The organism is Klebsiella michiganensis, from assembly GCA_000963575.1.
Taxonomy (GTDB): Bacteria; Pseudomonadota; Gammaproteobacteria; order Enterobacterales; family Enterobacteriaceae; genus Cedecea; species Cedecea michiganensis_A.
Map to the genome: position 1 here is coordinate 3,996,245 of CP011077.1, position 15,117 is coordinate 4,011,361.

The window sequence follows — 15,117 nt, forward strand, 5'->3', positions numbered from 1 at the left end:
AAAATATGGGAAAATTACAGCCTGTTGCGTTATGGCTGGCTTGCGGTCTGTTTTCACTCCAGGCCTCGGCCGACGATACACCGGTTTCTATTACGACTCAGGGTCTGGCTCAACAACAAGAGCTCCCCTCGCTCGATGGCTCAACCGCCCTCCCGCTGAATTCTCCTGCCCCCGGAATCTTAACGCTGAACGACGCGGTCAACCGCTCTGTGACCTGGCACCCCAGCATTCGTGAAGCTATCGGCAAACTGTCCAGCCAGTCTGAACAGATTAACGTCGCCAAATCCAAGTACTACCCGCAGATCAGCGCCGGGATGAACAACGGCTACACCAACACCTACACCAACAGCGGCTACAGCCCGTCGCTGGTGCTTTCTCTGTCCCAGATGCTCTACGACTTCGGCAAAGTGGCAAGCCAGGTCCGCGCCGAAACCGCCGGGGAAGCCCAGGCCCAGGCCAACGTGCTGGTGAGCATTGATACCGTCGGGCACGACACCGCCTCGGCGATGGTACAGGTGCAGCTCTGGCAGCAAATGGTCGACATCGCCAAAGAGCAGCTGGACGCGCTGACCGCCATTGGCCGCCTGACTCAGGAGCGGAACGACCAGGGCGCAACCTCGATGTCCGACGTGGTGCAAACCGACGCGCGTATCGAGTCCGCCCGCTCGCAGCTGATTCAGTACGAGTCGAATCTCGACAGTACCCAGGCGACGCTGATGAGCCAGCTGGGCTGGACCAGCCTGAACAAAGTCAGCCCGGATTTCCCGCAGAAGCTGAATAACAGCTGCAACGTGGCGAAACCGGACGACAGGCTGGTGCCCGCCGTACTCGCGGCCTGGGCGCAGGCCAACGTTGCGCAGGCCAACCTGGATTACGCCAATGCCCAGATGACGCCCACCATCTCGCTGGAGCCGTCCGTGCAGCACTACCTGAACAAAAACTACTCCGGCAGCGAAGTGCTGGACCGGACGCAATACTCGGCGTATATCCGCGTTGAAATGCCGATTTACCAGGGCGGTGGCCTGACCGCTCGCCGCAATGCCGCCAGCCATGCGGTGGAAGCCGCACAGTCCGGCATTGACCGGGTTCGCCTGGACGTGCGCCAGAAGCTCATGGAATCCCGCAGCCAGGCCATTAGCCTCGCCACCGCGCTCCAGGTGCTGCAGCGCCAGGAACAGCTGAGCGCCCGCACCCGCGAGCTGTACCAACAGCAGTACCTCGACCTGGGTTCCCGCCCGCTGCTGGACGTGCTCAACGCCGAGCAGGAAGTTTTCCAGGCGCGCTTCGCCCAACAACAAACGCTGAGCCAGCTCCATCAACTGCAGCTTAACTGCCTGTACAACACCGGCAAATTACGCACCGCATTTGGTCTGGAACACCGCAACATCCAGTCCCTGGAGATTCAGCCATGAGCCAGACAGCCTCTCCCGCCGGGGAGTTTTTAAGCGAACAGGCCCTGACCCAATGGGCCCACGCCATCAGTCACGTTGCCGGGCACTACCGCGTGGTTTGCTCGCCCGGCACCATTCAGGCCAACGCCCCGTGGTTCAAGGACAAAACCAAAGTCGCCGCGCTGACCCAGCTTTCACGCCAGGCAGGGCTCTCATTTCACCTGCTCGGCAACACCGAAAAAGCGATATCCCAGTGGCGGCTGCCGGTAGTGGTGGACTTAGCCAACGGCCAGATCGCGGTGATCGAGCAGTTTGACGGCGAAGACACCGTGGATATCTGCTACTTCGACGACGAACGCCACACCAACCGCCAGTCGCTCAGCAAGCTGCTGCCGGAGATCCGCTTTGTGGCCGCCCTGCGCCCGCTCTCGGCGCTGAAAGACAGCCGCGTCGACGCCTATATCTCACGCTTCAGCCCGGACTGGATGAAAGAGCTGGTGATGTTGGATATTCGCCCTTACGGCCCGGTGATGCTGGCGGCCTTCTGGGTGAACGTGCTGTCGCTGGCCGGGATCCTGTTCTCGATGCAGGTGTACGACCGGGTGATCCCCGCCCAGTCGTACCCGACGCTCTACGTGCTGGCGACCGGGGTGCTGATCGCCGTGGTGTTCGGCTTCATCCTGAAAGTCACGCGCAGCAACATCATGGACGTGCTGGGCAAGCGGGCCGATATGCGCATTTCCGATCGCGTCTTCAGCCACGCCCTGCGGCTGCGCAACAGCGCCGTGCCCCGCTCCACCGGCAGCTTTATTTCCCAGCTGCGCGAGCTGGAGCAGATCCGCGAGATGATCACCTCCTCGACCATCTCCACGATCGTCGATCTGCCGTTCTTCCTGCTGTTTGTCGGGGTGCTGGCGATCATCGCCCCGCAGCTGGCCTGGATAGCCCCGGTCGCCGCCATTGTGATGGTGTTGCCCGGCCTGCTGCTGCAGAAAAAGCTCGCCACGCTGGCCAACCAGGCCGCCCACGAATCCACCCTGCGCAACGCCGTACTGGTGGAAAGCGTGCAGGGGCTGGAGGACATCAAGCTGATGCAGGCGGAGAACCGTTTCCTCCAGCAGTGGAACAGCTACATCCGTATTACCGCCGAGTCCGGCCTGAAAACCCGGGAGCTGACCCAGGGCTTAATCAGCTGGGGGATCACCATTCAAAGCCTGGTGTTTGTGGTGGTGGTGCTGTTCGGGGCGCCGCTGGTGATTGAGGGGGAACTGACCACCGGTTCGATGGTTGCCGCCTCCATGCTGGCCTCGAGGATGATTGCCCCGATGGCAAACCTGTGCGGCGTGCTCGCCCGCTGGCAGCAGGTGAAAGCCGCCAAGCAGGGGCTGGACAGCATCATGCAGCTGCCGGTGGAAACCCAGCGCGATGAAAACCTCATCCACAAGGATATCTTCCACGGCCACTACCTGTTTGAGAATGCGCAGTTTAAATACCACAGTGAAGATCCCCGCGTCCCGCTGCGCATTGCCCGCCTTGAGATCCAGCGCGGCGAACGCATTGCCGTGCTCGGGCGCAACGGCGCGGGCAAATCCACCCTGCTGCAGGCGCTCGCCGGCGGGGTCGATCTCGCCAGCGGCGAAGCCCGGCTCGACGATCTGGCGATGACCCAAATCGACATGGCGGATCTGCGCCGCAACATCGGCTTCCTGAGCCAGAACGCACGGCTGTTCTACGGCACGCTGCGGGAGAACCTCACCCTCGGTGCGCCGCACGCCAGCGACGAGGCTATCTTCGAGGCGCTGGACGTGAGCGGCGCCAGCAACTTTGTGAAGCACCTGCCCAAAGGCCTGGATCACCCGATCATGGAAGGCGGCAGCGGGCTTTCCGGCGGGCAACGCCAGTCGATCCTGCTGGCGCGGATGCTGCTCCGCTCGCCCAACATCGTGCTGCTCGATGAGCCCACCGCCTCGCTGGACGACCACACCGAGCGGGAATTTATTCAGCGGCTGAACCAGTGGCTCGGCCACCGCACCCTGGTGGTCGCCACCCATCGCGTGCCGGTGCTCGAACTGGTCGAACGGGTGCTGGTGCTCAAAGATGGCCAGCTGGTGATGGACGCACCGAAAGCTCAGGCGCTCGGCGCCGCAAGGCCAACTCAGGCTCCGGCCGCCGGCCAGACACCACCGCGGGAGTGGAACAATGAAAACCAGTCAGCATGACGTCACCATGGATGACCCGGACATCCAGCGCGAAAGCGAATTCTCCGGGGCGAGCCGCATTATCCTGCTCATCACGCTGCTGTTTATTCTGTTCGGCGTCTGGGCGTGGTTCGGCACGCTGGACGAGGTCTCCACCGGCACCGGGAAAGTGGTGCCCAGCTCCCGCGAGCAGATTTTGCAGTCGCTGGACGGCGGGATAGTCACCGAGCTGCTGGTGCACGAGGGCGACAAAGTCCAGGCCGGGCAAATTGTCGCCCGCCTCGACCCAACCCGCTCCGAGTCCAACGTGGGGGAAAGCACGGCTCGCTACCGCGCGTCTCTGGCGTCCAGCGCGCGGCTTTACGCGGAAGTGAACGACCAGCCGCTGAAGTTCCCGGACTCGCTCAAAGCGTTCCCGGACCTGATCGCCTCTGAAACCCGGCTGTATAAATCCCGCCGGGCGCAGCTGAACGACTCCGAATCCGAGCTGCGGGACGCGCTGACGTCGGTCAACAAAGAGCTGGATATCACCCAGCGGTTGGTAAAAAGCGGGGCAGCGAGCCACGTAGAAGTGCTGCGCCTGCAGCGGCAGAAAAGCGACCTGGGCTTAAGGATCACCGACCTGCGCTCGCAGTATTACGTGCAGGCGCGCGAGGCGCTGTCGAAGGCCAATGCGGAAGTGGACATGCTGGAAGCCATCATCAAAGGGCGGGAGGATTCGGTCACCCGCATGACCGTGCGCTCCCCGGTGCGCGGCATCGTGAAGAACATTCAGGTCACCACCATCGGCGGCGTTATTCCGCCGAACGGTGAAATGATGGAGATTGTGCCGGTGGACGATCACCTGCTGATTGAGGCGCGGCTCTCCCCGCGCGACATCGCCTTTATCCACCCAGGCCAGCGCGCGCTGGTGAAAATCACCGCCTACGATTACGCCATTTACGGTGGGCTGGAAGGCACCGTGGAAACCATCTCCCCGGACACCATTCAGGACAAGGTGAAGCCGGAAATCGTCTACTACCGGGTGTTTATCCGCACCAACCAGGACTACCTGGTGAACAAAGTGGGCCACCATTTCTCCATCTCACCGGGGATGGTAGCCACCGTGGACATTAAAACCGGGCAGAAAACCATCGTTGAGTACCTGATTAAGCCGTTCAACCGCGCCCGCGAGGCGCTACGCGAACGTTAATTGACCATCTATCCCGCTGGTGCTGAAGGAATTTTGTACGCCTGGCACCCGGCGGGATTTCTCTTTAGACGGCTGGTCACGCGCGTAATAAATCTGTTATACTCGCCGGTACACATTGGGGCTGATTCTGGATTCGACGGGATTTGCGAAACCCAAGGTGCATGCCGAGGGGCGGTTGGCCTCGTAAAAAGCCGCAAAAAAATAGTCGCAAACGACGAAAACTACGCTTTAGCAGCTTAATAACCTGCTCTGAGCCCTCTCTCCCTAGCTTCCGCTCTTAAGACGGGGATCAAAGAGAGGTCAAACCCAAAAGAGATCGTGTGGATGCCTTGCCTGGGGTTGAAGCATTAAAACTAATCAGGATAGTCTGGTAATGGCGTGTCTCTCCGCAGTTGCCCGGCGAATGTAAAGACTGACTAAGCATGTAGTACCGAGGATGTAGAAATTTCGGACGCGGGTTCAACTCCCGCCAGCTCCACCACTTTTTAGTTGTTTGAAGTACAATGAAGTCTACTAAGCCCGCATAGCACAAGCTCTGCGGGCTTTTTTACGTCTATTGTCGTCCAGTGAGAATTGCTGAGAACTATCACTTATGGCACCCTGAATGGGACCCACAACGAAGGGTCCAAAAATCGAGGGTCCCAAAATGGCAAAAATCGCTAAGAAGCTCACTGATACTGAAATCAAAAGCACTAAGCCAGCCGACAAAGAAATCAACTTGTTTGACGGTGATGGTTTAATCCTACGAATTTCGCCCCTCTCGAAAGGAGGGAAGAAGAATTGGTATTTCAGGTATGCAGTGCCGGTGAGTAAGAAAAGAACCAAAATGAGCCTTGGGACCTATCCTCACCTTACACTGGCAAGAGCCAGAGCCTTACGAGATGAATACCTTTCCTTGCTTGCCAATGGCATTGATCCTCAAGTCCATAACAACGATAAAGCTAATGCCTTAAAAAATGCTACTGAACACACACTCCAAGCTGTGGCAAGCAAATGGTTGAATGAGAAGGTTAAGACCTCAGGCATCTCACAAGACCATGCAGAAGACATCTGGCGAAGCCTGGAGAGAAATATCTTTCCCGGTTTGGGAAATGTTCCTATCAATGAGATCCGACCTAAACTACTAAAGCAACATCTCGATCCTATTGAGCAACGAGGAGTTCTCGAAACCTTACGGCGAATAATTTCCAGATTAAATGAAATTTTCCGTTATGCAGCAACTGAGGAACTTATCGAGTTCAATCCGGCTGACAACCTGGGGCAACGGTTCAGTAAGCCTAAAAAACAGAATATGCCAGCATTACCCCCTTCCGAACTCCCCCGCTTCCTGGTTGCTTTAAACAATGCTTCTATCCGTTTAGAAACAAGGCTACTGATTGAGTGGCAACTTCTCACATGGGTTCGCCCAGGTGAAGCTGTTCGTGCGAGATGGGCTGATATTGATATAGAAACCAGCATGTGGAACATACCATCCGATTTTATGAAGATGAAGAAGCCGCATAAGGTTCCATTAAGTAAAGAAGCTTTGCGAGTATTGGATTCATTGAAAGCCATCAGTGGGCACAGAGAGTGGGTTTTCCCCAGCATCAAAGCTCCGCTCAATCACATGCATGAACAAACAGCTAATGCCGCTATTATTCGAATGGGCTTTGGCGGTGAGCTTGTAGCCCATGGAATGAGATCCATTGCACGAACGGCCGCAGAGGAATCTGGTAAGTTCAGGACAGATGTCTTAGAAGCGGCACTTGCCCACTCGAAGAAAGATGAAATAATTGCAGCCTATAATCGTGCCGAGTATCTCGCAGAACGAATGGTTCTCATGCAATGGTGGAGTGATTATGTCATTGCTCAAAAATTTAAAGCTATTGCGGCATAACAACTCTATAAGGGGTTAAATCTTCCAGCCCCTTATTCCCGCCTAAGACATAACTTTCTGTTTTTATATCACTTTCTTCTGAACCAAGATACATAGGCAGTAACGAACAAAAGCGATTTTCTGTATGAACTGGCAAACAATACAAGAAATGCGAGATCAAAGCTGTGGAGTTGTCTGATATGGATATCCCCTTTTTGTCTTGTAACCTCTCTCTGATATCATATATAAATGTTTCTTTGCACGCGAAGAAACAACATATAAAAGTCTACGGGCAACATAATTTTGATGCTCTGAGCTACAATTTATAATATCATTCCAATTAGGTATTTTCCCATTTAGTAATCCAGTGCAAATGACCACTTCATACTCATCACCTTTTGTCGAATGACAAGTTGTGATTTTAACACCGCTTCTAAAATTGAAAAACAAATGTAATTCATTTGCTTTATAAGCCATATTATACTTTAACATTCTTTTCAATGTGGCATTAATCAAAAGTTCCATTTCTTGATAATAGTAGCTATCATTACTTATGCTCAAATTAATAGAATGGCAAAATCTCGTTATAACCTCTCTCAACCAAACATCAATTTCACAATTATAATCCACAGATAATGATATTTTATTAATAATCTTCAATATTTTTTTAGGAGACAACGATTCAGTATAGGGTGCAGCAACATTTAATTCTTGAAGGAAATCCCGCAATAGCTTCTGTCTAGTATTAAAATTAGAGGGAACTCTCCTAATTAAAAATAGTTTAACTAAAGCAAGCCAAATATTCTCATTGTTTTTAGGTATAGGAGAGATCATGACTCCATCAATTTCTATATCCGGATTAAGAGTAACAATATCATTTGAAAGTTTTATCACATCAAACCAACCAGGACACAGAATAGCAATTTCATTTGGAAGTACTCCCTGAGCCAAATGAGTTCTAATAATACCTGATACATAAATCGGCAGTTGAGAAACATCCACCTCGCTTTCTTTAAAAATTACTGAGTTGAAATCCTTATTATCTGAAAGTGAATTAATCTCATAATCTTCGTCTTTGTATTTACTATAAAAATCAACAATAGATTGGCTACTACGGAAACACCCCGTTAATTTCATCTCGGTTAGATTATCAAGTTGGAAACAATCAATTAATTCATCTCTATTCTTTACGACAGCCCCCAAACCAGTATATATAGCTTGCTCTTTATCCCCAATAAAAGTAATCATTGTATTTTTCTTTAATACAATTTGTCTGAGTATCTCATATTGTATAAGAGATGTATCTTGATACTCATCGACTAAAATACACCTTAAAAGTAAAGACAATCTTTCACAAAGTGCATTGTATTTTGTCAACACTCGACAAGTCAGATTTAATATCAAATCAAAATCGATTAATTTTTTCTCATACAAATGATTATGATATTCTTTTACAATCAAATGTTCTTTGGTCCCACGGGAATAAAACTGACCAAGGTTAAAATCTAAATTAGTAAAAACTTTATCATTTGCAGATAGGCCATGTTTTTCTTTTAATTCATTTATGAGAAATTCCTTTTCATGTTCATCAATTACACTAAATCCTCGGCAAAGTCTTGGTATCTTATCTAAATTAGGTTTTATAATCCAATTCAAACAAAAACTGTGTATTGTTCCAATCCATAACGATTCACTACTTATGCCGAATGACATAATCCGTTCAAGAATCGTATCGGCTGCTATATTTGTATATGTAAGAGCAATTATCTTCTTTTTACCTATACAAAATAGTTCTTTATTTTCTAAAATGAAACAAAGTTTAGAAACCAATGTTTTTGTTTTACCCGACCCTGGACATGCCGTTAATAATAAATTCCCGTTGAATTTAACGGCATCCATTTGCTCAGAAGTTAAATTTCTATATGGCATAAACTATAACTCCAACAATCTTACAAAACTGTCATTGATGTGTTTCTTATATTCTATCATTTTACTAGAAAAATCTTTTTCGGCATTTATACAGTCAAATGCTTTAACCCCCATTAAAGACATATTGTAGTCAAGCATTTTTTGATATATATGCTCGACATTTCTATCCCGAAGAACAAATTGAATGGCCTGTAAAATATAATCAGGAACACGATTATTAACACTAAGATGTTCTACCATTTCAGTAGCCAACCATCCCTTCCCTATTTTCTTTGCAAACTTTAATACTCTTTTATATCGAACTCTGAGATCAGATGATTTTACATCTGATTCAGCCTTTTTAAAATACGCTTCTTTTTTATACTCTGTTTTCATAACCTCTAAAAACAAGTTATTGTTTTCATCGTAGCGAACAAGCTCAGTTTCGAAAGTATTTTCTGCGTAATAAACCGTAATAAACTCATTACCTTCAATATATTTATCTAACTCTTCTTTTCTTCGTAACCCATCATCTTCGGCATCTACCAGAGATTCGACAAAATCCGCATTAAAAATATCATCAGCTACTTTTACATAGGCCGAATCAAGATCCGTGAGAATTGCACATTTTCTTTTCAGCCGTTTTTCATGGAAAAGGTTAGAAATATGTTTAAAAACAGTGCCATCTACTTTTATAAGACTTATGCCCAACTCATCTAAACTAATTCCTAAAGTTTCTTTTACCATTGCTGGTATTAAAATAAGTTCTGCATCGCCTTCTACCAAAATGACACTTTTAGCAAACAAAAGGTCACTACGAATTGCATCAAGATATCGCTCTACGGAAGAAATTTCTTTCGGCGTCAAACCAAACGATGGATGATATACATCAGTGAATCCATTTTGGCGTGATAATATATTCATTGATGATATTTTTGATACAGAGCTAATTTGTGTTGAATGTGTAGAAACAAACACTTGCGTATTTTTAAAATTGAAGTTATCGAAAAGGGTTTTTTGGATATGATTATGAATATGTGCTTCGGGCTCTTCAATTAACAAGAAGTGAGTAATATGCTCTTCACTATCCCTTATTTCTTCGTATTCATATAACTTTAAAGCAAGATAGATTAAGTTTGCTCCACCAAGACTCAGATCATCAATCTTTCCTGAGCCATTATAATCCAGAGAATCTTCAACCACTAAACCAAGTGATTGAATTAATTCTGTGAAATCCTCTGGAAGCTGTGAGGATACTAATATTTTAGGAGAATAAGTCGAACCTACTGTATTAAGTAATGAAGCAGATATCTTATTACTCAATCGCTCAATTTCAGGTATGGCAGAGATTTTACCATTGATCTCTTTAACATCTTCTACAATATCTTTTCTATCATCAATTTGTTTACTTTTTAAAGTAAGTAATTTATACAATGGATTCGTTTTATAATATTTAAGATCTGCAACTACATTCCTGAGTGCTTTGACATAAGTGCAAGCGACTTCGCTGCCTAAGGCAAAGTAAGGTGGCTTCTTCACACCTAATACAGTAGCATCATCATCATTAGGGTTTGAAAAGGAGTAACTATCAAAATCCCCAACTACTTGTTTATAAATTTCGTCATTATTCAAATCAACCTTTGTTCTAACAAAAGCTACTGCTTCATATGTTTCTTTAGAAATAATATGGTTAGATACAAATTCAGTAAAAGAAGCGGATCTTGCTTCCACATTGTCATCTTCTAATGTTAACTCATACAGCTTTTGTCGAATATGAAATTTAGGTCGATATATAAAAGTATAATTACCTTCCTTTATAGACTTATCATTACCATCATTTACTGTATAGTTGGCAAGGACCTGTTCTTCCTCCGACTCACTTAAATCATCAAAATATAGCGTAATTATGATCCAATGACCAAAGGGTTCGGATAATCCACGGTAGAAGTCCTCATTAGATAGAATCCTAGAATTCATTGGGAGAGAATCATCTAGAATTAATCTCATCGCATTAAATAAATTTGTTTTTCCCGAAGCATTTTCACCGATAATTGTATTCACTGAGCCTTTAACAAAGTAGAAATTTGAGCTTCGAAAGTTTTTATAGTTTCTAATAGCTAATTTATTGATATACATAGTAATCGATTGGGCCCTTAGCATAGTTTTACTACACATTAGATTACTCCATAGCCACCAGAAGCACAAAGCCATCGAGTTCAAAAGTCTAGTTAAGTCAAGTAAAAGCAATGTAGTTTACAAAAAGGACTAAAAGAAAAGATATAATACCAAATTGAAATTATATTATGAAAACCAATATAACGGTTAAAACACTTTTAAATCAATAGATTACTCTGGATAAAAATTAATATTGACGATGCAACATAACTATCGGATATTAAATGAACAAAAAATTCCAGACACATCCTAACAATGATCTTGATACTTACTGACAGTAACGATGTTCATGCAGATGTAGTTTCGATGAAACTCGGTGATAACTATTTCCGTTTGAATTTAGATATAGAAGCCCTTAAAGATACCAAAATTAGCTTTGATGGCTCTGAATGGACTATCTCCCAGAACGGAAAAACAATCAAAAATTCATCCGTAAAATGTGTTTGGCCAAGGCGGGTATCTGTTCAAGTCAATTCTGAACAACAGCAAGATCAAAGTAATGGTTTGAGATTATGGCGATCTGAATGGAATAAAAGCCTTTTTGGCCTATATAATGCATTATCTGAAAGTTGCTGGTTTAATCATGTAAGAGATGCAACTCTTGCTGATAACAAGTATTTTCAACATAAAATAGCTAATGAAGTTGGGTTCAATAATCCAGCATTTATAACTTCAAACTCCAAAGAAGACCTCAAAAATTTCTTAACTACTTATCCTGATTCGGTTGTTAAATTCATGTCGCAAGATATGTATGTCTCTGAATCAGGTGAGATATTAGGTCTATATGTAAACAAAATCACTTTAGAACAATTAGATAGTTTCGCAAACGATTCAGAAAACCCAATTACTCTTCAAAAATATGTTAATAAAAAATTCGAAGTTAGATACACAGTAATTGAAGATGAACATTTTGCTTGTGCTATAGACTCTCAGCATTCAAACAAGGCAAAAGTAGACTGGCGTAGATACGATATACCTAATACACCGCACTGGAAAATTGACGCACCCACTTCGGTGAAGGATAAAATAAATTCTTTAATGTCTAAGTTAAACCTTCGATATGGGGCTTTAGATTTCATCGTTGATGAAAATAATGACTGGTGGTTCTTAGAGGTGAATTCTGCTGGTCAATGGTTGTGGATCGAAGATTTATCCGGCATGGATATTTCCGGGTCCATTGCAAATTGGTTAACTTCAAATAGCAGGTGAACTATGAATGTATTTGGTTTAAATTTTCTTGAAAAAATGGAATCGGAACAAAAAGTTGATGTTTCAAACTGGGCATGGAAACCTGAGAATAGTGAAGCTCAACGAATCTATGGTTCAGGTATGTCAACGAAATCTCGTGAATCTACTTATGCTGCTGAAAAAGATAGCAGAGAAGATTCAGATCGCCCCAATGAAGGGTTAGCAGCTTAATAATATAACCAGTGAGGAAATATTAACTCACTGGTTACTACAAAGGAAAGAATATGAATCAAGTAGACATCTTTTTGAAAGTGATAATTGGTATATTTTTCTTTATATATGCTATATTGTTTTGCTATGTTATTTCTGAAATGATTGGCCCCTTAAATTATTTGATTTTCTTTCTTCCTTTCATCATTTCAATATCCCTATGCATGTTTTTCAAAAAAATCTTAAAGAAGCTTAAAAGTGCAAATGATTTTTTGCTTTTTTCTTCTGCTGGACTTGGTGCTATTAAGTTAGTTGCTTCTAAACTGAATCATGATAGCTTAGTATTGAATCACATTATAGATGCTTTAAAAAATAGTACATTACTGCTAATGATTTTAGCCACAGCTGCGACGTTGAAGGCATCCATAGCTCTTTTTGAGATTTTTACTAACGAATAAAATTATTGCTTTCACGTTTTTTTAGCTTCATATAATTTTTAAGAATTAGCACGCAAATTATAGGAATCATTAGAACCATGATCGGAGTTAGGAAATACAACCCATCCTTAACCCATGGTTCTTTTATTATTAATGATAAAAATAAAAAAAAGACAATGCATATTAATGAAGCTGATAAAGCTATAATTTTTTCTTTCATCATAAACCCTCTCGTGTTTTATATATAAATAGCTTATTTTAATCTATTGTCAACACCCCATTAAATTAAGCAAGAGCTAACTCAGAGATGCTCCGCTTCTCTAAGTTGCCTTGCTTTTCTGCTCTTTGATTGAAAAAGAATGATTTAAACCTGGAACCTTAACTTTCGAACTCCTAATTTAATTAGGATGTAATTAATTGCCACATGAAAAGAGAACTTTTGTATGCCGATACGAAATTTCTATGATCTACTATTTAATCGATGTAAAATTGTTACTCCTTCGTTTGATATGGAATAAAAAATGGGAAAATTTGCGGATTTTAATATCAAAAACAATACCGAAAATACTAATGTCAGTCAGAGCAACAGTGGTGGTTATAATGTTCAAAATACCCAGGTCATAAATAATCGAACCATCAACAATCATTATACAAAGCAAAATTCTAATGGTGATGGCGATGCAGGTGCTTTTATGGCGGGAGCGGTCATTTTAGCTATAGGAATAGGATTTGTCATCTGGTCATTTTTCACACACTATCAAGAAATTTATCCCATTTTAAAAACTGGTGCTTTATTCTCTCCTGTATTCTCGATAATTGGAATTATAGCTTTAATTCTTAGAAAAGAGGTTGAAACGACAGATTTTGTCAGATTTTTTTTCTTAGTCTTAGCTGGAGGTTCTGTTTTTTTATTAAATGAATATTTGAATATAAATGTTCCATTAGAAATCATCGACTTATCAAAACGAGCCACATCGGTTTCAGGTTTTTGGAACGGATTAAACGAATATGGCAAAAACCTTTCTTTGTCGTTGATATCTTCGAGTATCTTGATTGGTGCATCAATAATATTGATAATCTTCGCTGCATTCAGAGAATTATCATACTCCTTAGCTAACAAAAACATGTCTGGATTTTGGTTTATAAGTCTTAAAATAACTAATTTATTCCGTATTCAAGCTCTTGGTAATGGTGGGGTCATAACTTTAATCTTGGCACTAACTTTTTTAACATTAAATGGATATGTATTCCACTTTGAATGGAACTAATTTTACATGGGCCTTTTGGCCCTTGTTTTTTAATGAATAAACTAATATATACAGCTTATTGATATATTCATCTTAATTTTTATTATTTAGATTTATCATATTTACTAATTAACCTCTTTTTTTTTAATTAGTCGCCTATTCTTATCCAATAGAGAAGCAAACATATTAAATCGCGCTTAACATTGACAACTAATAATTATTTACTATAACAAGAGATAAAGTTAGTTAATTACTTTTAAAGCATGACATATAAAAGGAGTTTATATGGCAAATAAAAAATCGCAGTTTTTGAACACTAAGGATGCAAAACATTCAACCTCAAAGTGTAACTTACTACCACAGGAATTACGAATTCATTGTGTTAGTGTTCGTCTTAACAATGCTGAATTGGCCAAGCTTAATACATTGAGGGAGCATTATTCGAAAGGAGAGTGGCTTCGTATGGCTTCCCTTCAAAAATTGCCTCCAGTTATACCAGCTATTAATACCAAAGCCTGGATAGCTTTAACTGACATATCGCAAAAGCTAAATCGAATTGCGATCCATATCGATGGTAAGAGCAAAGACAGCAAGCTTACTCATACAGAGCTTTTCGCAGTGAAACGACAACTGGAAGAGCTTCGCCAGCACCTGCTAAATGCTGACATATGGAGCAAACCCTATGAAGGGTATGCAGAAGATCAAAAGGGGTAAAAGCTTCGCTGGTGTCGTGCAATATGCATTGAAGCCAGGTTCACATCATAAAAGTAATCCAATCGTCATTGGCGGGAACATGTTAGGTGATTCAGCCTCTAAACTGATCACTGAATTTGATGGCACTAAACAGCTTCGGCCCGATGTTCAGAAACCGGTATGGCACAACTCGCTTCGCTTACCTGATACTGAATCATTATCGAATGACCAATGGGTAACCATGTAAGTATCCCGGTAAACCGAACCATTCACTTTTAGAGATCTTCCGACATACTGATTATGTCCCCTGAGGAGATCGCCATGCGTAAAGCCCGATTCACTGAGAACCAGATCATTACCGTACTGAAGTCTGTCGAAGCAGGCCGCACCGTCAAAGATGCCTGTCGGGAAGCGGGCATATCTGAAGCCTCGTACTATAACTGGAAAGCAAAGTATGGTGGGATGGAGGCTTCAGATATCAAAAAGATGAAAGACCTTGAGGACGAAAACCGTCGTCCCAAACCGATGTTTGCCGATCTCAGCCTTGAATGCAGGGCCCTGAAAGACGTTATCGAAAAAAAGCTTTAAAACCAGCGATAAAGCGGGAGCTTGTCAGCTATCTG

At 44.1% G+C, this 15,117-nt stretch carries 11 protein-coding genes; 8 read left to right on the forward strand and 3 right to left on the reverse strand.

What is annotated here, in order from left to right:
- Positions 1–5: 5 nt before the first annotated feature.
- From VW41_18425 to VW41_18440, 4 genes are all read left to right on the forward strand, one after another.
- On the forward strand, positions 6–1,412 hold the full coding sequence (locus VW41_18425) for a type I secretion protein TolC (protein AJZ90845.1): 1,407 nt from the start codon (positions 6–8) through the stop codon (positions 1,410–1,412).
- Entirely contained in the window at positions 1,409–3,610 is a 2,202-nt protein-coding gene (locus tag VW41_18430) for an ATP-binding protein (GenBank protein ID AJZ90846.1), read from the forward strand. The genes VW41_18425 and VW41_18430 overlap by 4 nt, the downstream gene beginning before the upstream one ends.
- On the forward strand, positions 3,591–4,781 hold the full coding sequence (locus tag VW41_18435) for a secretion protein HlyD (protein ID AJZ90847.1): 1,191 nt from the start codon (positions 3,591–3,593) through the stop codon (positions 4,779–4,781). Before VW41_18430 ends, VW41_18435 begins: the two co-directional genes overlap by 20 nt.
- Positions 4,782–5,385: 604 nt before the next feature.
- Complete coding sequence (locus VW41_18440) at positions 5,386–6,657, forward strand: integrase (GenBank protein ID AJZ90848.1); 1,272 nt, start codon at positions 5,386–5,388, stop codon at positions 6,655–6,657.
- 156 nt (positions 6,658–6,813) lie between these two features.
- On the opposite strand, the gene VW41_18445 is transcribed toward VW41_18440, so the two are convergent.
- Together VW41_18445 and VW41_18450 are read right to left on the reverse strand one after the other, a co-directional pair.
- Positions 6,814–8,565, reverse strand: a complete 1,752-nt coding sequence (locus VW41_18445) for an ATP-dependent DNA helicase (GenBank protein ID AJZ90849.1) — start codon at positions 8,563–8,565, stop codon at positions 6,814–6,816.
- 3 nt (positions 8,566–8,568) lie between these two features.
- Positions 8,569–10,680, reverse strand: coding sequence for a chromosome segregation protein SMC (locus VW41_18450; GenBank protein AJZ92020.1), 2,112 nt, complete (start codon positions 10,678–10,680; stop codon positions 8,569–8,571).
- 294 nt (positions 10,681–10,974) lie between these two features.
- Here VW41_18450 and VW41_18455 point away from each other — a divergent pair, with 294 nt between their 5' ends.
- Complete coding sequence (locus VW41_18455; protein ID AJZ90850.1) at positions 10,975–11,928, forward strand: hypothetical protein; 954 nt, start codon at positions 10,975–10,977, stop codon at positions 11,926–11,928.
- Between the two features lie 263 nt (positions 11,929–12,191).
- Positions 12,192–12,575 carry a hypothetical protein gene (locus VW41_18460; GenBank protein AJZ90851.1) on the forward strand — a complete coding sequence of 128 codons (384 nt, stop codon included), beginning with the start codon at positions 12,192–12,194 and terminating at the stop codon, positions 12,573–12,575.
- Positions 12,576–13,320: 745 nt separating this feature from the next.
- Here VW41_18460 and VW41_18465 read toward each other — a convergent pair.
- The gene (locus tag VW41_18465) at positions 13,321–13,680 is read right to left on the reverse strand and encodes a hypothetical protein (GenBank protein AJZ90852.1); all 360 of its coding nucleotides are present in this window, start codon (positions 13,678–13,680) and stop codon (positions 13,321–13,323) included.
- Between the two features lie 406 nt (positions 13,681–14,086).
- Here VW41_18465 and VW41_18470 point away from each other — a divergent pair, with 406 nt between their 5' ends.
- Positions 14,087–14,515, forward strand: a complete 429-nt coding sequence (locus VW41_18470; GenBank protein ID AJZ90853.1) for a hypothetical protein — start codon at positions 14,087–14,089, stop codon at positions 14,513–14,515.
- Positions 14,516–14,815: 300 nt separating this feature from the next.
- Entirely contained in the window at positions 14,816–15,082 is a 267-nt protein-coding gene (locus VW41_18475) for a transposase (GenBank protein ID AJZ90854.1), read from the forward strand.
- Positions 15,083–15,117 lie beyond the last annotated feature (35 nt).